General features: G+C 38.0%; 15 protein-coding genes and 1 riboswitch. Of the genes, 10 read left to right on the top strand and 5 right to left on the bottom strand.

What is annotated here, in order from left to right; all coding sequences use genetic code 11:
- Both B7E04_RS05465 and B7E04_RS05460 read right to left on the bottom strand, forming a co-directional pair.
- Window positions 1-4362, bottom strand: a complete 4362-nt coding sequence (locus B7E04_RS05465; RefSeq protein WP_080777733.1) for a CusA/CzcA family heavy metal efflux RND transporter — start codon at window positions 4360-4362, stop codon at window positions 1-3.
- Between the two features lie 134 nt (window positions 4363-4496).
- Window positions 4497-4820 carry a DUF6660 family protein gene (locus tag B7E04_RS05460; RefSeq protein WP_080777732.1) on the bottom strand — a complete coding sequence of 108 codons (324 nt, stop codon included), beginning with the start codon at window positions 4818-4820 and terminating at the stop codon, window positions 4497-4499.
- A 444-nt stretch (window positions 4821-5264) separates the two neighbouring features.
- Between B7E04_RS05460 and B7E04_RS05455 the strand changes: the two genes are divergently transcribed.
- The 8 genes from B7E04_RS05455 to B7E04_RS05425 all read left to right on the top strand — a co-directional run bounded on the left by B7E04_RS05455 (window position 5265) and on the right by B7E04_RS05425 (window position 16979).
- A complete protein-coding gene (locus B7E04_RS05455) occupies window positions 5265-6071 on the top strand; it encodes a cell wall anchor protein (protein ID WP_228439824.1) in 807 nt (268 codons plus the stop codon).
- Window positions 6072-6081: 10 nt separating this feature from the next.
- Window positions 6082-6552 (top strand): hypothetical protein, encoded by a 471-nt coding sequence (locus tag B7E04_RS05450; RefSeq protein WP_080777731.1) that lies wholly within the window; start codon window positions 6082-6084, stop codon window positions 6550-6552.
- A gap of 92 nt (window positions 6553-6644) precedes the next feature.
- Window positions 6645-13526, top strand: a complete 6882-nt coding sequence (locus B7E04_RS05445) for an RHS repeat-associated core domain-containing protein (protein WP_080777730.1) — start codon at window positions 6645-6647, stop codon at window positions 13524-13526.
- Between the two features lie 70 nt (window positions 13527-13596).
- Window positions 13597-14142, top strand: a complete 546-nt coding sequence (locus B7E04_RS05440; protein WP_139785343.1) for a hypothetical protein — start codon at window positions 13597-13599, stop codon at window positions 14140-14142.
- A gap of 59 nt (window positions 14143-14201) precedes the next feature.
- Window positions 14202-14879 carry an RHS repeat-associated core domain-containing protein gene (locus B7E04_RS05435; protein WP_080777728.1) on the top strand — a complete coding sequence of 226 codons (678 nt, stop codon included), beginning with the start codon at window positions 14202-14204 and terminating at the stop codon, window positions 14877-14879.
- Window positions 14880-14989: 110 nt separating this feature from the next.
- Window positions 14990-15340, top strand: a complete 351-nt coding sequence (locus tag B7E04_RS21910) for a hypothetical protein (protein WP_139785342.1) — start codon at window positions 14990-14992, stop codon at window positions 15338-15340.
- Window positions 15341-15393: 53 nt separating this feature from the next.
- A complete protein-coding gene (locus tag B7E04_RS05430) occupies window positions 15394-16089 on the top strand; it encodes a hypothetical protein (protein WP_080777727.1) in 696 nt (231 codons plus the stop codon).
- Between the two features lie 290 nt (window positions 16090-16379).
- Window positions 16380-16979, top strand: a complete 600-nt coding sequence (locus B7E04_RS05425; RefSeq protein ID WP_080777726.1) for a hypothetical protein — start codon at window positions 16380-16382, stop codon at window positions 16977-16979.
- Window positions 16980-17043: 64 nt separating this feature from the next.
- Here the strand turns inward: B7E04_RS05425 and B7E04_RS05420 are convergent, their stop codons facing one another.
- The 3 genes from B7E04_RS05420 to B7E04_RS05410 all read right to left on the bottom strand — a co-directional run bounded on the left by B7E04_RS05420 (window position 17044) and on the right by B7E04_RS05410 (window position 23162).
- Window positions 17044-18537: a RagB/SusD family nutrient uptake outer membrane protein gene (locus B7E04_RS05420; RefSeq protein WP_080777725.1), complete on the bottom strand. Its 1494-nt coding sequence runs from the start codon at window positions 18535-18537 to the stop codon at window positions 17044-17046.
- A gap of 20 nt (window positions 18538-18557) precedes the next feature.
- On the bottom strand, window positions 18558-21491 hold the full coding sequence (locus B7E04_RS05415) for a SusC/RagA family TonB-linked outer membrane protein (RefSeq protein WP_080777724.1): 2934 nt from the start codon (window positions 21489-21491) through the stop codon (window positions 18558-18560).
- Window positions 21492-21574: 83 nt separating this feature from the next.
- Window positions 21575-21672: riboswitch (SAM riboswitch) on the bottom strand.
- A 245-nt stretch (window positions 21673-21917) separates the two neighbouring features.
- On the bottom strand, window positions 21918-23162 hold the full coding sequence (locus B7E04_RS05410; RefSeq protein WP_139785341.1) for a hypothetical protein: 1245 nt from the start codon (window positions 23160-23162) through the stop codon (window positions 21918-21920).
- A gap of 397 nt (window positions 23163-23559) precedes the next feature.
- On the opposite strand from B7E04_RS05410, the gene B7E04_RS05405 reads away from it, so the two are divergent.
- A complete protein-coding gene (locus B7E04_RS05405; RefSeq protein ID WP_080777722.1) occupies window positions 23560-24552 on the top strand; it encodes a helix-turn-helix domain-containing protein in 993 nt (330 codons plus the stop codon).
- 32 nt (window positions 24553-24584) lie between these two features.
- Window positions 24585-24992, top strand: coding sequence for a type II 3-dehydroquinate dehydratase (locus B7E04_RS05400; RefSeq protein ID WP_080777721.1), 408 nt, complete (start codon window positions 24585-24587; stop codon window positions 24990-24992).
- The last annotated feature ends 16 nt before the right edge of the window (window positions 24993-25008 follow it).

Here is a 25008-nt window from a genome sequence, read left to right as displayed (position 1 = left end):
TTATTGATTGATGATTGAATTAATAGTAACTACAGATTGGTTCACCTGCTGGATAGATTCTAAATATTTAAGCTGAATATTGGTGGCCGTCTGCAGGGCAAAAAGATATTCCACATAGGAGATCTCCCCTGTTTTATATCCCAGCTGTGCTGCTTTTACAATTTTTTCAGCATTGGGAATGGCCTGGCTTACATAATATTCATACTGCTGAATATCCTGCTGATATTGCCCGAAAGCGTTTTCCAATTGTGCTGAAAGCTGTTTCTCCTGCATTTTTGCGTTGGTTTCAGCCGCCTGCTTTTCATATTCCAAAGCTTTTATTCTTGCTTTTGTAGCACCAAATGTGAGAGGAATGGCTACGCCTACCGAGAAAGAGTTGAATCTATCGCCTGCATTATAGAATTTTTCCTGGCCGTTTTTGGTATGAAAACCAATCAGAGACTGGCTGGTAAGCCCAAGGCTGAATTCCGGAAGTCCCTGTGATTTTTCCACATTCTTATTCTTCTCTGCAATTTCCATTTCTTGATAGTAAGCTTTCACCGTAGGATTATTGGCAACTGAGGTGCTGTCGAGAATATTTTCTGTCCGTAAGGGTTCATAACCGCTTTTAAACGGAACTTCAACATCTTCGGATGTATTCAGAAGGGTCTTTAAATTTTTATAGGCATTAGTTAAATAGACTTCATTCTGTTTCAGCAGCAGATTAATTTCTCCTTTCTGGGTCTCTGCGGTATTAATTTCAATCTTCTTGATATCTCCGGCTTTAAATCTTACCGTTGCAATTCTGATAAAATCCTGGTACAGGCTGTCGAGCTCTTTCAGCTTGGATTTATTGTACTGAAGGTATTCTATCTGGTAATAATAAGTCCGGACCTGTCTGGTAAGCTCATTGGCAGACACTTCTTTATCAATCTGCCTGCTTTTGATATTTTCATTGATCAGTTCTCTCCTTGCTTTAAAAAGTGTCGGGAAAGGAATGCTTTGTGAAAGGGCAAATGACTGGTCAAATTTCGGACTGTTGTACTGTCCAAGCTGGGCTTCAAAATTCAGTTTGGGAAGTTCTTTGGCTGTTCCTCTGAGCGCCTCCGCTGATTTTATAGTTAAATCTTTTGATTGCAGAGTCAAATTATTTTCCGTTGCTATTTCTACTGCCTGATCTATGGAAATCTGCCTGGTCTGTGCTTTAAAATTCTGTCCGAACATCAGAAATCCAAAAACAATAATAGTTGTGATAGGCTTAATCCCATTCATTTTCCGTGGAATCTTTGTATTAAAAATAATGTAGAGCATCGGAAGTACAAACAAAGTAAGGAATGTAGCGGTGACCAATCCACCAATCACCACGGTTGCCAAAGGCTTCTGAACCTCAGCTCCGGCTCCTGTGGAAATGGCCATCGGCAGAAATCCCAGTGAAGCAACTGTTGCGGTCATTAAAACGGGTCTTAATCTGGTTTTTGTGCCTTCATACACTCTTTTCAGGACATCTGTTTCGCCGTCTTTTTCCAGTTGGTTAAAGGTTCCTATCAGAACAATCCCATTGAGCACCGCCACTCCAAAAAGCGCAATAAACCCGATTCCGGCACTGATACTGAAAGGCATGTCTCTTAACAGCAGGGCAAATACCCCTCCGATCGCACTCATCGGAATGGCTGTAAAGATTAAAGCCGCCTGTTTGAATGAGTGGAATGTGAAATATAAGAGCATAAAGATCAGGAACAGGGAAACCGGAACCGCGATCATCAGGCGTTTGCTGGCTTCCTGAAGGTTTTCAAACTGCCCGCCATAAGTGAAATAATATCCTGAAGGCAGCTTGACCTGCTTATCCAGTTTGACCTGAATATCCTGTACCACGCTCTGCACATCACGGCCTTTTACATTAAAACCAATCACAATCCTTCTTTTTCCTTCTTCCCGGCTGATCTGGGCAGGTCCTAATTTATAGCTGACATTCGCAACCTGGGAAAGCGGAATCTGTGCTCCCGCAGTGGTAGCGATCATTAAATTATTAACATCATCGATATTCGTTCTGTGAAGGCTGTCGAGACGCACGACCAGATCGAAACGTCTTTCATTTTCAAATACCTGTCCGGTTGCTTTTCCTGCAAAGGCGGTACTTACGGCATTATTTACATCTTCTATATTCAGTCCGTAGTTGGCCATCCTGGTTCGGTCATATTCCACATTGATCTGGGGAAGGCCGCTTACCCTTTCAATCTGGGGAGCCGTGGCTCCGTCAACTGTCTGGATGATTTTTCCAACTTTATCTGCATAAATGGACAACGAATCAAGATTCTCACCGAAAATTTTAACGGCCACATCCTGCCTGATCCCGGTCATCAGCTCATTGAAGCGCATCTGAATCGGCTGGTTTTTTTCAAAAAATACACCGGGAATCGTTTCCAGTTTTTCGCTGATCTCATCGGCCAGTTCGGTATACGATCTTTTTGATTTCCATTCGCTTTGCGGTTTTAAAACTACGATGAGATCGGTAGCTTCAGGCGGCATGGGATCGGTAGGAACCTCAGCGGAACCGGTTTTCCCGACCACCATTTTCACCTCATCAAAATTTTTGATAATTCTGGAAGCCTGCATGGAAGTTTCTATACTCTGGCTGAGTGAGCTTCCCTGCGGCAGGATACAGTGGAATGCATAATCCCCTTCCTGCAGCTGCGGAATAAATTCGCCCCCCATATTTTTAAACAGGAAAGCACTGATAACAAAAACAAGAATGGTCGCAGAAACAATGACGTATTTTACTTTGACTGCCTTCTGTAATAAAGGCTGGTAGATTTTCTGCAGGAAATTCATCATTTTATCTGAAAATGTTTCTTTGTGCGAGATCTTTTTAGATAAAAACAAGGCACTCATCATCGGAATATAGGTCAGTGAAAGAATCAGGGCTCCCAGTATGGCAAATCCTACTGTTTTAGCCATTGGGGTAAACATTTTTCCCTCTACGCCGGCTAATGTCAGAATCGGAATATAAACAATAAGGATAATGATTTCCCCAAATGCGGCACTGCTTCTTATCTTTGATGCAGAGAGGAAAACTTCCTCATCCATTTCGCTCTGGGTAAGTGTTTTTAACGATTTTCTTAACCCCAGGTGATGTAAAGTGGCTTCCACAATGATGACAGCACCATCTACGATCAATCCGAAATCTATAGCTCCGAGACTCATCAGATTGGCACTCACGCCAAAAACATTCATCATTCCCAAAGCAAAAAGAAGAGAAAGCGGAATGGCTGATGCTACGATAAGCCCGGCTCTCAGGTTTCCGAGAAATACCACCAGTACGAAAATAACGATCAGCGCTCCTTCGATGAGGTTTTTTTCTACGGTATTGATAGCTCTTCCTACGAGATCAGTCCTGTCCAGGAACGGTTCTATCACCACATCTTCGGGAAGGGATTTCTGAATGGTCGGAATTTTAGCTTTGATACTGTTCACCACATCATTACTGTTGGCTCCTTTCAGCATCATTACGACTCCGCCTACCGCATCCACTTTCCCGTTATAAGTCAATGCTCCGTAACGTACAGCACTTCCAAAACGCACATCTGCGACATCTTTTATAAATATGGGAACGCTTCCGGTCTCATTTTTCACGGAAATATTTTTGATATCCTCCAGTGAGGTAACGAAACCTATTCCACGGATAAAATAGGCATTCGGCTTTTTATCAATATAGGCTCCTCCGGTATTCTGGTTATTTTTTTCGAGGGCTGTAAAAATATCCGAAATGCTTACCCCCATTGCTTTGAGGCGGTCCGGATTTACGCCTACCTCATACTGTTTTAATTCTCCTCCGAAGCTGTTGATCTCAGCTACTCCCGGTGTTCCGTTCAGTTGTCTGCGGACGATCCAGTCCTGCATGGTACGGAGCTCTTTGGCAGAATATTTCTTTTCGCTGCCTTTTTTGGGATGGAGAATATACTGATACACTTCCCCCAAGCCTGTACTTACAGGGGCCAGCTCTGGTGTTCCCACTCCCTTTGGAATTTCTTCTGCGGCGAGCTTTAACTGTTCGTTAATAAGCTGTCTGGCAAAATAAACATCTACATTTTCTTTGAACACCACGGTGATTACGGAAAGTCCGAACCTTGAAATACTTCTGGTTTCCTGGATGTCCGGAACGTTAGCGATGCTCTGCTCTATAGGGAAAGTAACAAGCTGCTCCACTTCCTGCCCTGCCAGTGTAGGACAGGCGGTAATGATCTGCACCTGATTGTTGGTAATATCCGGTACAGCATCTATGGGAAGCCTGGTAGCGCTCCATACTCCCCAGATGATCAAAAGCAGGGTCATAATACCGACGACCACCTTGTTTTTGATACTGAATTTTATGATTTTATCTAACACGATCTGTATTTAATTTTTATTGGTAATCCATGCATCCGGCCATAAAGCCGCTGCAAAAATATCACGAAGACCTCTGCAATGGAATTGCAAAGTTCAATGGATAGAAAGCCGAACTTTCTATGAATCAATAAAAATTAAATTTTAGGAGGCTGCCAGATATGGTCATACATCTGGTACGCGAAATTGTTTTTCTGAAAAAGAATTTTCTTTGAAAAATAAGCCTGAACATGGTTCGGGATTTCCAGTAACGGATCCATTCTAAAGGAGGATACCGTCATCTGGCAGCAACTGCAGGTACAAAGCGGTGAACAGATATCACCCTGATCTTTTGAATGAGATTCCTGTACATTGAATGACAGCTTGATCTCTGCCGATCCTGAAGAACGGTGCACATCTTCACACGGCATCAGTGATAATGCCATGAAATAGAATGCTAATATCCATCTTAACAGGTTCATATGGACAAAGGTATTGTTTTTTTCTAAAATGGAGGGATTTTAGAAGTTATTAATATTTGGGACATTCAATTTTTGTAAGGAGATAATAATTCTGCTCATCTTGTTTGAGCTATAATGGTCAATGCCCCAGCTCCCATAACAATGTCACTACCTTTAAAAATAATAACCCAAAATCCTCTCTTTCCTGAATACAATATTGTTTCTAAGCAACATCTGATATTTTTAACAACAAATAGAACAAAATAAAAGTATAATCATTTTACAAAAGAATAAAATACGACAGGTTTTGACGCTTCACTTAAATATTTTCGCACTAATAGTTAACCAAATTTAAAACGTTCAATATGAGAAGATTCATGTTCACAATTATCCAATAAGTCTTCTCCATGTGAACTAAAAAAGATACTTTTGCAAAAAAACGTTTAAATATATTTTTCGAACATTATGATGAAACAAAAACTACTGGTTTTAGCCCTGCTTACTTCAACATTTACTTTTGCACAATCCTGGAATTTAACGGGAAATTTGGGAACAAATCCTTCAAATAATTTTCTGGGAACCACTGACAATCAAACTTTAATGTTTAAAACCAATAATACTGAAGCCATGCGAATCCTTCCTGATGGAAAAGTAAAAGTAGGAACGGGTGACCCGGGAGGGACAGGTGAAGCATTTTTCAGAATCTATAAAGCAGAAAATCCTGTTTTTGAACTTGCCAGCTCACTCAGCTCATTCCAGATTATAAAATCTAACTGTGACGGATGCTTTGGAGGACAAAACGGAGATACAGTATTCAGAAACATAGGCAAAACCCACAATATCATTATGGCCATCCCAAGCAATTACAATGATGGGAGGTATTACATTGGAATACAAGATGCAGCCAATGGAACCTGGGTTAAGTTCTTTAATAATGCTACCGCAAAATTTGATGGAAAAATTTTTGCCAAAGAAGTAGAAGTTAAAGCCAATGTATGGGCAGATTATGTATTCAGAAAGGATTATAAGCTGAATACTCTGGAAGAAGTGGAAAAGCATATTAACGAAAAAGGACACCTTCCGAATATTCCATCTGAAGCAGAAGTTCTTAAAAACGGCATTAATGTCGCTGAAATGAATGTGAAGCTTATGGAAAAAATAGAAGAACTTACGCTGTATTCCATTGAGCAGAACAAAAAACTAAAAACACAATCAGAAAAGCTTGAAAAACTTGAAAAGCAGGTAGAAAAGCTTCTTTCTGAAAAAAACTAAAAAACACCCAATGAAAAAAAAATTACTTTCGATCTTTTCCTTACTGATCGGCTTTTTCGGTTTTTCTCAAACTGAAGTCTATTTTAAATATGATGAGGCCGGAAATCAAAGATACAGAGGTCCCAATGCTGCCGGAAAAACGGCTCCCACTGAAGCAGCAAAAAAAGAAACGACAACCATAGCATCACTGCAACAGCCTCATGCTATGGATGAAAAAACATTCTGGAAGCAGATCAGGCTTTACCCGGTGCCCGTTAATGATGTTCTGACCATCGACTGGACTGAAGAAGCTGATAACCTTATAGAATCTGTTTCGCTGTATCAGCACAGTACGGTGCACTGGAAATTACAGCAGCAGAATATTCCGGGGCTGAACCGTCAGCTTAAAATCAATATGACCGGCTATGACTGGGGTGTTTATATTCTGCGTTTTACTTTAAAAGACGGCAGAGTTTTTGGCAGAAACGTGACGAAAAGATAGAAATCAGAGAATTTAAAGATCTATGCATTGAAAGATTAAAAAAGAAAGTCTCCCTTTCTATTCATCTTTCAATCACTCAATACTACACAGATATGAAAATTATATTATCATTTTTACTGTCTTTCTGCTCAGTAATAGGCTTTTCACAAACCATACTTTACCAGACAGAAAGTACATCCAGAACCGTGCAGGATCCACAAGCTGTAGTGCTCACACAGGGGTTTCACGCTTCTTCCGCAGTATCCAATCCTTTTGTGGCTAAGATAGGACCTTCCAGTGAAAATTCCGGTGGAGGTCCTGTTGATTCTAATGCAGGTGCTACTAATCCTAGTGGAACAATAGCTCCGTCGGAAAAGAAATTTCATGATACTAAGGGAAATATTGAAGTGAATGGAGCCGGACAGCTACAGTTTACTTTACCTATTGCGCTTCCGCCGGGAGTGAAAAGTGTGGCTCCGCAAATTAATCTTGTTTATAGTAGTGGTTCAGGAAATGGAATTGCCGGCTATGGCTGGAATCTTTCGGGGATAACTGCTATTTCAAGGACCGGAAAAAATATTGAAAAAGATGGCGAAATCAAAGGAATTCAGCTTGATTATTCAGATTATTATAGCTTTAATGGCCAGCGGCTTATTTTAAAATCCGGAGAATATGGGAAAGATGGGGCCGAATATGTGACTGAGAAGTATTCTAATGTAAAGATTAAATCAGTTGGAGATTATCCTGTTAATGGGCAATTTGCAGGACCTGCACATTTTGAAGTTACATTTGAGGATGGCTCACAAGCCTGGTACGGTGCATATGTAGCTGGTACAACAAAATCCCAAACAACAACGCCTTTAGAATACAACATTGTAAAATGGAAGGATCCTCAAGGCAATTATATCACTTATAAATACGAATCTAATGCGAGTCTTGGCGGTTTCAGATCTTCAGATTTTATACGGAGAATATCATTGATAGAATGGGGAGGCAATGAAATATCAAGCAAACCTCATTTTAACTCAATTGAATTCACTTATATCGGCCGAGAATTAAAGGAGCAGTCTTACGTACAAGGCCTAGAGTTTACACAAGACAAGATTCTTTCCGAGATCAATGTAAATTCAAATGGAAATCCATTTAAAAAATATATAGTAAACTATATTAAGGATCCTAACAATACTCAATACCAGTTTGCCAATAAAATAACTGAATATAACTCCAATGGGGAAGCTGCAAACCCAATAACATTTGAGTATGAAACATCTACAAGAGCTGTAGATTGGGCAGGATCAAAAAGTTATTCTCTGGAAACAGGGTTATTAGGTGATTTTGATGGAGATGGAAAAATAGATGCTTTAGAATTTCATGATCAACAATTTAAAGTATGTGAAAGTTTAACATCTGGCTTTAATAACTGTGTTAACCCTACGTATAAACCAGCTGGCCTTTATCTTGTATCCAAAGCCTTAGATGAAATACAGGGAGTACTTACTTATATTGGGCCATTAAATATTACAAAAGAAGAATTTAAAAAAGCTATCGCTATTTCGTTCAAAAATCCATCAGGAATTGTCGAAAACAAACAAGGTTTTGCTTTATATAAGTTAGTAAACAATACTACTGACAATAAAAAAGACATTCATTTATTTGTCTATTCCATAAATGAATCTAATCAATTAGTACACCAATATACCAAGATTCTTCCAAATGCCGACTATGATTTCACTACTCCTGAAATTAATCCTTTGGAAGGTGGATATAGTGTGAAAACCACTCCATTAAAACTTACTGAGATGGATTTGGACGCAGATGGTATTTCTGAGCTTTTAATCGGCCTTAATGATGATGAACATACGAAAATCCAAATTCTTCAAAATCCTAATGATCCTATAAGCATCCCACAGTTTGAGGAAACTTTTAGCACACGGAAAAGATATATTATCATAAATATGGACACTCAGGTTCCTCCTACTCAGTCTTATTCTAATGTTTCTTTTTACCCATATGATATTGACGTTTTAAGCGTTTATAAAATCGGGGATTTTGATGGAGATGGGAAAACAGATTTTCTAAGATTTGACAGTGGAAATCGTCCTTTTATCATGCAATTTAAAAAAGGCACTGATAATATATTCTCTGTCATTGAAAAAGCTTTTTATCTTGATAACAATATAATCAAAGGCGTATCTAAGCATGCTGTTGTTGGTGATTTTAACGGGGATGGTAAAAGTGATTTATTAGTGCCTTCTTCAGCACTGACAATAGATTGGTATCTATACCAATCAACGGGAAAATCATTCGTAGAAGAAATAAAACCTAGTTTTGCTTTATTTCGTCAGGAACCGGAGTTTGTTGCTAATGACAACGGAACCGCAACTTTTGAAAGAACCAGCCATCAGGCTTATGATTTAGACAGAGATGGTAAAAGCGATTTTGTCACTTTTAATTACAGAAAGGAAAGACTTAGATTTACTTATATTACCGGTACTCCTTATTTTAAAATCAATTATTCCAATAAGATCGGAATTAAAATATCATCCGGTGGGAAAAAGTTCAATAATGACATCAGTTATTCATTTAATGAGGGGCCAATACAAGATACGAGTAATGGGGGATTTATAAATGCACCAGCTTCCAGCCTTTTCAGTCAAAGGACCGGATATGATTTCCAGGAACTTCTCGGAAACTTTAAAATCAATCAATCAGTTCATCAGATTGTGCTTATTGCTCCACAAATTGGTTACAATATCGCTGGTGACAGATTGAAAAAAATTGATTTTTATGACATATCTAAGGAGGCACGTATTAATGCCATTACTCAGGGAGGAATAAAAACCAACGTGGAATACAAAGAATTAGATCCTACCATCGATCCTAATTTTTATAAATCTGTAAAAAAAGAGCAGTATCCTTATATTGAGCTCAATAAAGTATATCAATCATTTGCTGTTTCCCAATTAAAAAATTCGGGCAGAAAACAAGACTTCAGATATAGAGGTTTTGTCAGTAATTTCACAGGAAGAGGTATGATAGGCTTCCGCCAAACAGCACGATCTTCATGGTATGCTGATGGGTTTGAAAATACAAAAACATGGTCGGGAGCAGAAATAGATCCATTAAATAATGGTGTTCCTGTAAAAGAATGGTCCATCAGAACCAATAATGAAAATCTTGTATTTCCGACAGATATTTCTGAAAACAATACTCAACTGTTGAGCTTCAGCTCCACTAAATACCAAACTGACGAACGATTAAATGATCAGATAGTAAGTAATATTTCTGCAGCTGACAGACCAAAAATCGTAAAAGCCATTATCCCTACAAGCACAAAAAATAAAGACTTTCTGACAGGAGTGCTTGTTGAAGGCAGTATTATTTATGGGGACTACTATCTACCGGCACAGAGTATATCTAACTTTAATAATGGCTATGGGATAAAAACTTCTAACTTTGAATATATTCACAATCCGTCGGGATCAGGTTCTGATTATTATATTGGCCGCCCAAAAACTAAAACTGATAAAGTACAGGCCTATGGAGATAGCAAATCTTCCAAAGAAGAATATATTTACGAAAACAATCTTTTAAAAACATTAAAAACCTGGAACAAAGATAATTCCGGCTATCTCTTGGAAACGTATCTGTATGATGGCTTTGGAAATATCACCCAAAAAGTAATCCGTAATAGTATAGATTCTCAGGAACAAACCAGCGGTATCACGTACGAACCTAAAGGAAGATTTATAGAAAAGGAGACCAATAATTTAGGTCTGGAAACTCATTTTATTTATAATGATTGGGGACAGATTGAAAAGCGAACAGATCCTTCAGGAAACACACTAATTAATACTTATGACAAATGGGGTAAGCTGCTCACTTCCAAAAACAACTTAACGGGAACAACCACTTATACCTATGAAAAAGATAATAACACGAATACTATCATTACTGAATATTCTGCTGATGGTGATATTTCGAAAAAATATACAAATAAATTAGGTCAGAATTACAAAGTATCTACCAAAGCCTTCGGACAGGGACAATTTGTATCGCAGGAAACACAATATGACATTTTGGGTAGAAAGCTTAAAGAATCTGAGCCTTACTTTGAAGGACAATCAGCTAATCAGTGGAATGTTATGGTCTATGATGATTCTGTATTTCCTTCTAAAGTAACTGCAACTTCATTTACTGGTAAACAATTGGAAACTTCGGTCTCAGGAAGCACCTCAACAGTAAAAGAATTAAATGGTTATAACAGAACCAATTCCAAAACCACTGATGCTTTAGGGAATGTGATTTCCACAACCGATAAAGGAGGAACGATCCAGTTTTTTTATAATGCTTCTGGGCAACAAATCAAAGCAAAATATGCTGAAAATATTGTGACAACCCAATATGATAACTGGGGCAGAAAATCAGAGTTCAATGATCCGTCCAATGGATTATACAAGTATGAATATGACGGATTTGGACAGCCTAAAAAGACTACCAGCCCTAAAGGAACCAAAGAATATACTTATAATAATTTAGGTCAGTTGATTTCTCATACAGAAATTTCAACAACAGATGGTGGACAAGCTACCAATAAAACCATTTCATATACCTATGATAATAAAGGCAGGGTAGTTTCAAAATCCGGATCATCCAAAGGGAAATCATACAGTTCTAGTGTTATTTATGATCCACAGGGAAGAATTCTATCTTCTTCTGAAAGCAGCAACGGTAAATACTTTATTCAGAAAGGTGTTACCTATGATGATAAAGCAAGAATAATTTCTTATGAAAAGCAGTTATATTCTTCAGGCATACTTACCAAAGTACAGATAGAAAATATCTACAGTGCCTGGAACGGAGAATTGTATCAGATCAAAGACAAAAATTCAGGAAAAGTACTGTGGGAAATTCAGGAAACCAATGCCAAAGGCCAGATTTTAAAAGGTAAATTAGGAGCTGCTGCGATTAATAATACCTACGATGGAAACGGCTTCTTAACGAATATGAACCATTCATCCATAGTAAAACCCTCTATTCTTCAACTCTCATATTCTTTCGATGCCATTAAAAACGAATTAAAGAGCAGAACCACCGGAGGAGATTTCAATATTGTGGAATCATTCGATTATGATGACAATAATCGTTTGGTCAACTGGACCAATCCTGTAACAGGCATTAAACCAGCAGCCAACCGAAACGTCTATGATATTAAAGGAAGAATTACCCAAAATGATCAGGTGGGAACCATAAAATTTGAAAATTCCACCAAAATCTATCAACCTACGGGAATGACATTAAATGCTGCAGGTACTCAAAATTATAACAATGATATGATCCAGAGCATTGCTTATAATGAAAATAATGATCCTGTATTCATTGATGGAGAAAAAGGAGATGTCGCATTTCAATATGGTCTTACCAGCATGAGACAAAAAGTAAGCTACGGAGGAAACTTCGATCCTGATCAGGAAGGAAAATTTACCAAATTCTATAGCGAAGACGGAAGCTTTGAAGTGCTTAAGGATAATATCACCGGAAAGGAAAAACATATTCTTTACATAGGCGGAACTCCTTATGAAAGTAATATTGTATATTTAAAGAACTTTACAGAAGACAGTGGCTCCTATAAATTTTTGCATAAGGATTATTTGGGAAGTATTCTTGCGATCAGTGATGAAACCGGAAACAAGCTTGAGCAGAGACATTTTGATGCATGGGGAAATTTCACTCATCTGCAGGTTGGAAATGGTGCTGTTATTACAGATAAAAATATCATTAACAGTACTTCTCTATTATTGGAAAGAGGATATACCAGCCATGAGCATTTTGCAGAAGTTGGAATTATCCACATGAATGGCAGATTGTATGATCCATTGTTAAGAAGATTCCTTAACGCAGATGAAAACATTCAGGATCCTACGAATACCCAGAATTACAACAAATATGGATATGTATTAAATAATCCATTGATGTTCAATGATCCGAGTGGAGAATTTGCTTTTGTGGCAGGATTTTTCCTGACCTATATTGCTCCTATTATTTGGGCTGCAGTTGTAGGAACTGCTATAAGTGTTGGTATTTATGCTGTTCAGGCAACAATAAACAATAACTGGTCCTGGAATGGTTTTGGAAAATCTCTTTTGATGGGAGCCGTCACAGGAGCTGTATCGGGAGGACTGGGGCAGATATTCACTGCAGGAGAGTTTTGGGCAGCTGTTGGAAACGGGGCTTTAACAGGAGCCGGAAGTGGCGGGGCTGTTTCATTAATTAATGGAGACAATTTCCTGAAAGGATTAGTAAAGGGTGCCGTAATTGGAGGTGCAGTGGCCGCTGTGAGTGACATTCTTGATTTTTATTCACGTCCAAGAATTCAAGAATTAACAAAAGGCGAATATGATTCTCATGGAATAGCAGATTCAGGAACTCCTTTAGAACCTTCGGTAAATACTTTACGAAAAATGTATAAAGAAACTGGATGGGATAAAATGGATACGGGAGCAAAACAGTTTTATGTAGATCATGTATCTGGTGGTTATACCAAAAGAGGTGATTATTATATTAATAATAAGGGTCAAGAAGTATTAGCCTATACAAGAAGGAATTTTTGGGATCGTAATACTTCTAGTCTGTCGTTCTCGAAGGCTGCTTTTGGTTCTAAAATTAAGCTTGGATTTCTAATGACTCATGAATTGGGGCATTCTACTATAAATCTTGATTCTAGCTTGAATAGTTTTTTACAAGTTAAAACAAAAAATGGATATGAACCTGAGTTACTTTATCCGGGGGCTCAAGGAGAATTAGGGAAGTTAACAATAGAGCATGGAGCCATATGGGGAATTGAAAGAGATTTTCTAAAATTAAATGGCTTAACTAAACTTCCTGGTGTCTTTGACAGTTCACTTGAATATATTTTTGATAATTATATTTTGAAAAGCTCACAATTTAAACATGTATATGATAAAATCAAGCATTTACCAGTTAAGATTAAGTAAACTAATCTTATTTCTCCCTTTATTATTGAACTGCAGTTCGAATGAAAAATTTAAAGATAAGAATGATATAATGATAAAAATTGAAAAAAAGGAAATGTTAGATGATAATAATCTAATCGTAACTCTTTCCTTTAAAAACAATTCAAACAAAAACTACGTAATACCCAATTACCTAGGGTATTACATAGTTCATATTATGCAGGAAAATATACAATATGATGCACCTGGAAAAATAGGTGGTAAAATTATCGCTTCTGAGTTTTCCAACAATTTGGATGATAAACATTTAAAATTGTTAAATTTATATTATGTTAACACTTTTTATAAAGATGACAAATGCAACAAACTTTCTGACTTTATCAGCTTTAATGAATTAACATATACTAGTTCACTCTTATTTTTGCCTTACAATACGCATAGGAAAATAATTATAGTATTTAATGCCAATTATTATAATAAAAATACGCTTAATAATAAAAGTAGTAGAATATCATTAGGTCTAGATTTTCCTAAAAATTTTAAAATTTTAGATTCTCTACTGAAAAAAGAAAAAATCAATTACTCAATTTATGATAAAAGTTCCATTTTAAAAGACACATTATTTATCAATAAGTAAAGACATTTAAATAGCTAAAGCCCAATTACTGATGAGCAAAAGAGGTTGGTATTATCCACATGAACGGCAGATTGTATGATCCGTTGTTAAGGAGGTTTTTAAATGCTGACGAAAATATTCAGGATCCGTATAATACCCAGAATTATAATAAATATGGGTATGTATTAAATAATCCATTGATGTTTAATGATCCTAGTGGAGAGTTTTTGGGGATGCCTGAACTTATATCGGCAATGGTGATTGCTACTATAATAGCAGGGTTTAGCTATACCGTGATGACAGCAATTACCGGCCAGAATTGGGACTTGGGGAAATTCTTTAAAACGACATTATTTGCTGCAGCATCTGCTGCAGTAACTTACGGGATAGGCAGTGTATTTGTCACATCGGCTGGTACTACTACCCAGATTGCGAAACAATTAGGAGAAATAGGTACCATTTTTGTACAAGGAACAGTACATGCCCTGGCACAGGGAACGCTATCTTTGATGCAGGGTGAAAACTTTGGAAGTGCTTTTACTTCCGGACTTTTAGGAAGTTTAGGGGCTTCTGCTTTTAGTTCTGCAGCAGGAAAATTTGCAAATAGTGCGGTTGGAACTATTGCTTCGGGAGCTGTTTTAGGAGGGGTAGGATCTGAGCTAGCTGGAGGTAACTTCAGGCAGGGAGCTGTAATTGGTGGGTTTGTTGCTGGATTTAATCATGTGATGCATAGAATGGGAGTAATGAAGATCCTCTAAGAAAACAATTAAAAGATGAGTTTGAGGGTACAGGATTAGATCCTGATTCAAAAGCAACGTTTTGTGATTGGGAAAGTCTTACAGAAAAGTTACCAACATTAAAAAATCTCTTGACTAGAACTAAATCTGAGTTTTCTATCAATGATAAACTTGGCTCAATTGTTCCTGCTAAGCAAGTTGGGGAATCAAACAAAATACAAGTAAACACAACATTATTAAAGACCAAGCTTAACTATGCTTATACATTAGGACATGAAATGATACATGTTTTTGATTCAATATATAATTACTCTATAATCATGAATATTTTGGGAAGAACTACAATGGGAAGTCACGGTTATGGTTTTTATAAAGAATATAGATCCTATATGTGGATGTATAATAATGGTGACAATATAAATATAAATGCAAATTCATACCTAAAGGCTTACATTTTCGATTCATCAAGGAGGTGTAGATAAAGTTTATAAAAATTTAAATACATTAAATAGTTCCGTAATCAATCCCTAAAATTATGAAAAAGTGGTTATTTGCATTTTTTATTTTGAGTGTAATATTTACAAAATCTCAAATTAAACTCACAATAAATAGTATCGAGAGGAATAAAAATTTTCTCACTATTTCTATTATCAACAATACCTTTGATACATATATATTACCAATAGACACTGTAGGATTCAAAACTTATCATCAGGAAAATAAGTGTAATGATTTTTTTATGATGAGAAATTATCCTGATTTAGGACTTATTCCCATGATTTCAGATAGCAAATCTAACTATATAGAAGCCTTTATTCAGAATAAAGGTGAGCTTATATCAGATAATAATCCTTACAGAAAAAATGACGAAAAGTATAAAAAAAGAAAAGAAAAGATAATAAAGGAGTGGAAAGAAAAAAATAAAATTAATGATAAAGATAATAGCTGGATAAACGTAAACCATTATGTGTATAATCATCTAATAATTTTAAAACCACATCAAAAAATTACTTTTAAAAAGAAGTTCGACTATACAGAGTTAAACGAGTCAGAGGAAATTTACTCCTATGACTATTATCCATTAGAAAAAGGTATCAAATACGATATGTTTTTAAAGATATGTATTGATGAATCAGTTTATCAATATTTAACAAAGAAACAAGTACAGAAGTTTAAAAATTATACTTTTTTTAAAGGAGTAATAGAGTCAAATAAATTATCTATAAATTAAAATGATATAATGCTTTTGGAATTGACAATGTGTATAGTACATATCCTCAGATTAAACCAGGAAATCAATATCTTTTTACGGATACACCAATGAGAGGGTAAACTTCCCTGTAAAATTTAAGTTTCCAGTAGGAATATTTCTTATCTGTTTTTATAGGTTGTACACCCCAAACTAAGGCAAATCCAGAACTCATCTACCACACGTCAGATTATGATTTAGGAGCCACTCATGAAGAACATATTTATAACAGTTCAACCTGGCTCTATGAATATAAAAAATAGAAATCACAGATGAAGAACCACACAATATTAAATTTAAGACTTCTGCTGATAACTATTACCTGCTTTTTTGTAGGCTGTAAAAAAGCGGAACAAAGCAGCAATACCACACAGCAATCCGATCAATCCGTTGAACAAGAATTCATTCCAAAATATAGAAAACTCTACTTTGATTATGACGGAATAGATCATTATCATATCAGTATTGATGAAGGTTCGGTCATGGCGTTAGATACGATTCCGAATCGCTCAAAAGAAGATCAGTTAAAACTTGATTTAATTATTAACAAAACTCCCAGAAATATAAATGATACGGAGTTTATAAAAAGTCTGGAAAAAATCGGCTTCAAAAAATCAGCAATACCATCTCACAACTTCAAAAAGATCAATGAGATATTTATTGAAAAGACGGTAAGTGAAAATATTGAATATGCCTGCGTTCCTGTGTATCGGGATATTTTGATTTTTAAGAAGAAAGAAAAAAACATCGGAATAGCAAAAATATGTTTTGACTGTCATCAGAAACAAATAACAGGAACAAAAGCCAATATTGAAAATTTCGGACAAGATGGCGATTATGAGAGGCTCCAGCAAATTCTTTATAATAACTAATATCAATAAAAAAGCCACGATACCAAAACATCGTGGCTTTAAAAAATCAAATCTAAATAAATAATTACAGGTTAGGATTATTCTCAATCTCCTTCTGCGGAATACTGAACAGATAATATTTGCTGTTCGGGGCAAAAGCAGACTGGTCCGGGAAACTGAAGACCGAATGCCCTCTTCCGTTGACCGTTTTTACCGTTCCGTCCGGAGTGGTGATCTGAACTTTGATAGGTTGTCCGGCGGCATCTATATAAGGTTTTCGTACTACATTGCCCTGCGTTCTGATAATATCTGACAGGGAGAAACCTTCCCCGAAAAGTTCTTTCCTTCTTTCGATCAGGATTTCTTTGATCACTTCATTCTGGGTAAGAGATCCGCTGTAAGGATTGGCGTTTCTGGCTGCTTTTAATTCGTTTAAAGCCGTAATTGCATTCGTGACATTTCCAATTCTGGCCTCAGCTTCTGCCTCGATCAGGTACATTTCGGCGGCTCTCATCAGGACAATATCAGCAATAAGACCGGTTTTAAATTTAAATTTTGAATACCTCAAAAGACCTTCCCTGCCCGGAACTCCGTCCCACTGAAAAAGCTGGGATCTGATATCATTCGCATCAAATAAATCTTTGAAAAAAGGATCAGCCATAAAACTGTAATAATAACTTCCCGAAGACGATACATCCAGATAATGGAAAGCATAGCTCGCCCCCGACTGCTCCTGGGTTTGTCCGTGCCCCCAGATCCATTCTCCGTTGGTGATATCATTGAACCCTTCCTTATACTTTTCAGCAGCCATCAGAGGATAGCCGGTTCTGGCAATTTTTGCGGCTGCAGCGGCCTTGCTCCATTCCCCGGTATTCAGATAGGTTCTTGCTAAAAGACCGTTAACCACAGCTTTATTGATCTTATCTTTGTTATTTCGAGAATAGTTGGCCAAAAGAAGGTCCGCCTCCGTAAGATCACTTTTAATCAAAGTATAGATTTCCTCAAGGCTTGCTCTTTTCTTTGGAACAGAACCAATCGCGGAAGGTTCCGTATAGATCGGAGCGGTAAGTGCGGTTTTGTCCTTCAGATAGCTGAACTGGTAAAAGCTCGCCAGGTTCAGGTAGCAGAAGGCACGCAGCGCTTTGGCCTGTCCTTTTACCTGGTCTTTTTTCGCCTGGCTGCCTTCCGTCTGATCAATACGGGTAATTACATTGTTCATATTATTAATGGTGGAATACAGCGTAAACCAGATAAACTGCACCCGGGAAGCTGTATTATTTACCAGTTCTGTAAACGCATAGGCAGAAGGAAAACCATATTTGTTGGTCAGGACAGCGGCATCGCTCCCCATAGCATCACTGGTTCTCAGCACCGTAGAATACCCGATATTAGCATAAGTAGGACCGTCATCCTGCAGTTTTGCCCACGCACCATTAATTACTGTTTCTGCACTTTCTGCGGTTTTGAAAACTTCTTCACCGCTGGCCTGATCTGTGGGAGCCGTTTCCAGTTCGTTGGTACAGCCAGTCAGCGACCATAAGCCAATCAAGGCAAAAGAAATATATTTTAATTGTTTCATTGTTTTAAATTTAAATGGGATTAAAGGGTTGCCTGAAGTCCGAAAGTAATCGTTCTCATGGCAGGGTATCGGTAATATGTGGTTCCGTCCAGTGCCTGCTCCGGGTCCATTCCTTTATGCTTGTAGAAGGTCAGAAGGTTTTCTGCCTGAACATAAATTCTGAATTTCTTCAGTCCCAGCCTTTCAAAATAATCAGAAGGGAGCGTATATCCAAGACTCACATTTTTAAGCCTTGCATAAGTTCCGGAATACAAAAATCTTGAGGAAGTGGAGTTCCAGTTATTGGTGGTGGTACTTAATGCAGGAACATCCGTATTCGGGTTTTCCGGTGTCCATCTGTTCAGCATTTCGGCACTCCAGGCACGTCCTCCGGCACTCCCGTTAGACATCAGCGATGTATAATCCGTATCCAGTATCTTTCCCCCGATACTGAATGTCAACAGTCCGGAAAGATCAAAGTTTTTATAGGCAACACTTGTACTGACTCCTCCGGTTACTTTAGGCAGAGCAGAGCCTTGTACGGTTTTTGTTGCTTTCGCATATTCCGAGGTAGTTCCATCTACTGTATTCCCGTTCGCATCCTGATAAATATATCTCCACAGCGGCTTTCCATTGGAAGGATCCACTCCTATCCATTCGGGAATAAAGAAGTCATAAATAGATCCGCCCACTTCCAAACGTTTGGTCCCGGATATAACGGAGCCCTTCGGAAGCTTTGTTATTTTATTGGTTAATGTACTCAGGTTCACATCCACATTCCACTGGAAATTATCATTTTTAACGGGTGTAGTGAATAATGAGAATTCAAAACCTGTATTCTGTATTGTTCCTACATTAAAAGGAAAATCACTGATCCCGAGGGATGGAGCAACCGGCATATTAAACAAAAGGTCCTGACTTTTCCTTTTGAAATATTCCACATTTCCTTTTACCCGGTTATTCAGAACGGCGAACTCAAGTCCTATGTTTAAATTAAGATTGGTTTCCCATTTTACATCATTCGTCTGAATTTTTTCGAGAACGGTTCCCGGCTCGCCAAGGTTATTGTAAAATTTATATAATTCCTGGTAAGCATAATACAGTGAAGATCCGTTAGGTCTGCGGAGCTTATCGTTCCCTTGTCCTCCGTAACTTGCACGCAGTGTCAATTGGTTGAAAACATTCAGATTTTTGATAAAATCTTCATTGGAAGCTTTCCATGAACCTCCCACTGACCAGAATTTCCCCCAGCGGTTATCGGCAAAGAACCTGGAAGAACCGTCTGCCCTTCCTGATACAGAAAAGAAATACTTGTTGTTAAAGTCATATTCTGCTCTACCTAAGAAACTCAACAGGGAAAATTTGTCGCTGTTTCCGCTGAAGCTTCCCAACAAAGCGGCTGCGTCCGGCTCATAATAGTAAGGCAGCGAAAACTGGCTTCTGGAGCCGGATAAGGTTTGATAATCATATTTATAAAATTCCTGGCCTGCCAGAACATTCAGGTGATGTTTTCCCAGTTTCTTGTCAAAAGTCAGGATATTACTGGTCGTATAAGAAAGCGTTCTGCTGTTTGATTTCGTTACCGAACCACCGGTTTCACTTCCCTGCCCGATCAATGGGTTGGAATAATAATGACCATTGTAATTCACTAAATCAACAGAAAAACTGGTTTTAAATTTCAGCTCCGGGAGAAACGTAAAATCTAAAAATCCTTTCCCTGAAAAGTTATCCTCCTTATTTTCGTTTTTATCAAGAGGAAGCGTTGCCGCGGCATTCTGGTTCTGCAATGCACTTGTCGGCCTGTATTTTCCGAAATCATAAATCCTGTTTCCGTCTGCATCATATCGGTAGCTCCCGTCAGCATTTCTTTCATAATAGGGATAGAAGGAAGGAATCACTCTGGCCGCATTAATAATATTGTCGGTTCTTGAATCCGAGGATGGCGGCGCATTCTGAATACTGTTCGTATAGCTTAGGTTCACCCCTGCATTCAGCCATTTTTTAACTTCTGAATTAATTTTTAATCTGGTCGCAAATTTCTGGAAACCGGACTCAATCGCAATCCCTTTGTCATCAAGATACCCTAATGAAAAGAAATAATTACTTTTCTCACTGCCTCCGCTGATATCAAAATCCACCTGGCTTCTGGAAGCTGTGCGCTGAAGAATATCTCTCCAGTCATCATTCCACAGTGCTTTTGCGCCCGGCACGAGCTTTCCGTCGGTACCGACAGGATTGGGGAAACCGGTTCCGTAAGGATTGATTCCCAGGGCAGTCACCAGATTGTCACTGGCCATCTGCCCTGCCTGCTGAGCAGTGATCTGTCCGGATTTGTATCCGTTTCTCAATGCTTCCCAATACAACTGGAAATATTCATCGGTGCTTACCTGTTTGTAATCTTTTACCGCTCTGTCTGAAAATCCCTGGCTGATATTAAAATTAATCCTCGATTCTCCTTTTTTACCGGATTTCGTGGTGATAATGATGATACCGTTGGCTCCTCTGGAACCATAAAGGGAACTGGCCGTAGCATCTTTCAGGACGCTAATGGACTCAATATCATTCGGGCTGATGGAATTGATATTTCCGTCAAAAGGAATTCCATCCACAACATACAACGGATCACTTGAAGCGCTGATAGAACCCACTCCCCTGATCCGTACAGAGGCTGTGGCACCAGGCTGTCCGGAAGCACTTACTGCCTGAACACCCGGAACCTGCCCTTCGAGGGCTTTGGTAATATTGGTAACCGGCCTGTTATTGATCTTATCACTTGAAATGGTAGCCACTGAACCCGTATAGCTTGTTCTTTTTGCTTTCCCATAAGCAATCACGACTACTTCATCAATTTCTTTTTCTCTGATGGTATCTTTTTTCGGCTTTACTTCCTGTGCATGGGCACTGAATATTCCCAGAAAAAATACAGCTACCGGGGGAATCCAGGCTTTAGAATTAATTAAACCTTTGCTAATCATAATCAATTTTATTTATCATATATTAAAAATTAACCCTTTGCAGAAAAGACAGCAAAGGGCATCGACAGATACGATAAACCAAATGCTTATTTTTCCTTTAAAGGCTGAATGTAACACCTTGCTCCGGGGCAGGTTGTTAAGATTTCACAGGGTCAGTTCCCTCCATCTTTCTTTATAAGCCGATCGAAATATGTTTGCAAATCTAAAAACAATTAGTCCACAAAACAAGTAGACTTTAATATTTTTAATGATAATTTTATAAAAACTAAAGTTAATTTTATCATAAATGCACTAAAAATAGAGGTTTACATAAAATGAGAAATGTTAAAATATGAGATATATCATTAAATATAATATAATTTTAACAACAGAAAAATGGCTGCCTTTTACAGACAGCCATTCGACAAAATTTCACTTTATAATAGATTAATACAATCTCTGAATTGAAATAAAAACCTCCAATGTATTGTCAGCAGTAATTGAATCTGTTGTTACATTACCATTGCTTCCGGTAAAAGATTTATTATCAACACGAAGCACATAATACACGCGGTACCATTTATTATCAGCCGTAGTCACATCAAAAGTTACCGTTTCATTTCTTCCCTGCGTAAGATAAACCCCGTCATCAAATTGCGCATAATTGTTAGGGAAAATCACCAGGTTGGCTCCATGGGAATCCCCCGTATGGGTAGACACTTCAGAAACCCAGACTTTCGCATTGGAAGAAGTGATATTATAGAGTCGCGGATCCATATTGGTACTCGCTCCTGTTCCGTCGAAAGCACCGGGCGATGTGATAAATGCATCAATCCTGAAGGTGTTATTCAGTACCGGAAGGTCCGTAAGATACTGGCTCAACAGGAAAGAGGCCGACTTACGGGGAATGGAAGAATGATAAAATACCAGATCCCCAGGAGAAATCCCATCTCCGGCACCTACGATAGCACTGCAGCTTTTTCCTCCGATTGTTAGGGGAAAAGTCGTTGGTGTAGGACTCGTCACTGTAGGTGTTCCTGACACCGTATAGCTTAGTACTCCGGATCCGGAATTAAAATTCCCTGCAGATAATGTTGCCGTAAGTCCGTTTACAGGACCGATGACCTGAGAGGTATATACTCCTCCGTTTCCACCGATGTAAGGTACATTCATGGTCCCTGTATAAGGAACCCCGGCGGTATAAGTACTTGGGGAAAGTGTAATCCCGTTGCAGGTAATACTTCCCAGTGTGCCGGGTGCAAGAGATCCGTTATTAAAGGTTCTCCATTCCGTTCCGTTCCAGAAAACATACCCGTTATAGGTGAGTCCGCCAGTCCCAAGATTATATACCAGAAGTCCGGTAGCCGGAGAAGGTATGGTCACCTGATCCGTCTGGGAAGAAAGTGCTGCTTTTGGCCCAAGAAAACCTTTCTTGGTTCCTGAAGGCAGCCCATCTACATTTACATCCAAAATGGCAGAGGCATCGGGCTGATTGGTCCCTATGCCTACACTTCCCGTTGCTGTTACCACAAGATCATTGGCCTGCTGCAATGGTATTGGAATTCCTGTTGTTGGGTTATCTTTCGCGCCATCCACATGAAAAATCCCCTGGGGATTCGCAGTATTAATACCAACCTGTGAATAGACTGCAGTAAAAGATAAAGCTGTCATTAGTAAAATAATTTTCTTCATAAGTAATTTTTTAAAGGGGTTAATGAAAAGAGATGTATACAATCTCCTTCTGAATTCACTTGTGAGTTATAGATATTGTGTTTTTAGAATGTTAGTTTTGATGAGTATGGATTCTTTTACTATAAAATCCTGAATATTTTTATGTTTTTTCTCTAATTTTGCGAAAGACATTTCCTCTTCATTTTTAACCGGTATTTTTGGAGTTATTGTTAATGATCCCAACAGATAAATCTACTTTGCAAAAGTATTTTTATCACTGATTCCAAAAAAGTGGTTAATTAATGATAATCATGAATATGGCTTAAACAGGATTATCAGACTCAAACACAAACAGTTATCAAAATCATTTTCAGGAATTCATTGTATTGTACTGAAATAAACCGATCTTAACTTACTGATGAACACAAAAAATGAACAAATAGAAAAATTAAAGCAAGAGCTGATTGATCGATATATCATCCTTATGGTTACGATCTTGGGAATTTATGCTGCCATTTTCACATTCTATATTTACGACAAGGTGATGTCGTGGTATATGATTGGCGGATTATTCTTTTTAGGCTATAGCCATGTGCTTGTACGAAAAAAATTTCCAAATTATGCGCTCGTTCATCTGTATTTAATTGTAGCACCGCTATATAATTTTTATGTCATGCTTGCTTTTTGGGATAATTCTGTGGCCAGTTTTTGCTGGTTGCTGCCCATCCCCCTGGGAGCTTACATCTTTTTCAGTAAAAAGGAAGTCATAGTCTATACTGTTTATGTTCTTCTGATCATTGTCCTGGGTTACATTTTAGCCAATAACCTGACCTTCACTTTTCCAAAACACTCACAGAAAGAGGTTCTTTTCACCGATACCATTCTGATCACTTCCAATATCCTGGTGGTTACTTTGCTGATCTATTACAAAGACAAGATCAGAAAGCTTGAGATTATATCTCAGTTCACCCAAAACCAGAAGGCAGAAAAAGAAAAGATAATACCTCCAAAAGCAGCACCTGAAGATCAGGATACTGATAATGAAAATATGGAGAAACTCTTTTCTAAAATTGAAGGTTCTATGACTGAAAACATGCTGTTTAAAGATGTAAAGTTCAATCTTTCTTCGTTGAGCGTTGCCCTGAATGTCAACAGCACTTACATCTCCAAAGCGATACGATATAAGGGATATCCCAATTTCAACAGTTACCTGAACACCTACAGAATTAACTACGTGAAGAAACTATTCACTGAAATCGATTTTCAGAAAACCACATTAATGTACGTGTATACGGAGGCTGGATTTTCCAATCAATCTACTTTCAACAGGGTTTTTAAACAAATTGAAGGCATTACCCCTTCAGAATATTTTCAGAAAACCCTTAAGGACAGCAATGAAAGCGGTCTGTAAAAAAATATTTATCTTTGATTAAATTATTTTCAATGAAAGTCCTTATCATCAACGGCCCCAACCTGAACCTTCTGGGAACAAGAGAACCTGAAATTTACGGTACTACTTCCATGGAATTCTATCTGCAAAATCTGAAATCAGAATTCACATTGTATGATCTGGATTATTATCAATCCAATATTGAGGGGGAAATCATCAACAGGCTGCAGGAGGATAATTTTGATGCCGTGGTAATTAATCCCGGAGCGTACACGCATTACTCCTATGCCATTGCAGATTGTTTAAAAAACATCAAAAAGCCAAAAGTAGAAGTTCATATCAGTAATATTTACCAAAGGGAAGAATTCCGTCAGAAATCGGTAACGGCTGCGCATACGGATGCGGTATTGTCCGGTTTCGGGATGGAGGGTTACAGGCTGGCGATTTTAAGTTTGAAATAAGACAGTGTGTTGAACA

Origin of the sequence: Chryseobacterium phocaeense (genome assembly GCF_900169075.1) — a bacterium.
In the GTDB taxonomy this organism is placed as follows: Bacteria; Bacteroidota; Bacteroidia; order Flavobacteriales; family Weeksellaceae; genus Chryseobacterium; species Chryseobacterium phocaeense.
Note: the sequence above shows the minus strand (reverse complement) of the source record. Positions and strands in the feature narration are given on the sequence as shown.